General features: G+C 55.4%; 1 protein-coding gene. It reads right to left on the bottom strand.

The window, feature by feature from the left end:
• Positions 1-285, bottom strand: a 285-nt coding sequence (locus tag AB2B41_RS23475; protein ID WP_367880246.1) for a hypothetical protein, incomplete at both ends; no start/stop codon positions are given.

Raw genomic sequence — 285 nt, 5'->3', positions numbered from 1 at the left:
TAGGCGTCTGTTTTTCGGATATCGCGGGCAACATCTCTGGCTGCTTCGTGGACTGACCGCATGACGCGTCGCCCGGGATCACCTGGGCAGCATTGCGGTTTGAGCGGGCACGCATCGCAGTCGTGTTTTGATGCGCGGTATCGAATGAACCCGTCTTTACCGCCGTTGGGCTTTCGCGGTTTGGAGAAGTTCCGGCGATATGTTCGCAATTCCTTGTTGCCAGGACATGTGTATCTATACGTTGCGGGGTCGTAAACGAAGTCTTCTCGAGAGAAAGTGCCATCG

Source organism: Sulfitobacter sediminis, from assembly GCF_040811725.1.
GTDB classification, from domain to species: domain Bacteria; phylum Pseudomonadota; class Alphaproteobacteria; order Rhodobacterales; family Rhodobacteraceae; genus Sulfitobacter; species Sulfitobacter sediminis.
The sequence above is the reverse complement of the archived record's forward strand: the minus strand, read 5'-3'. Positions and strand labels throughout refer to the sequence as shown.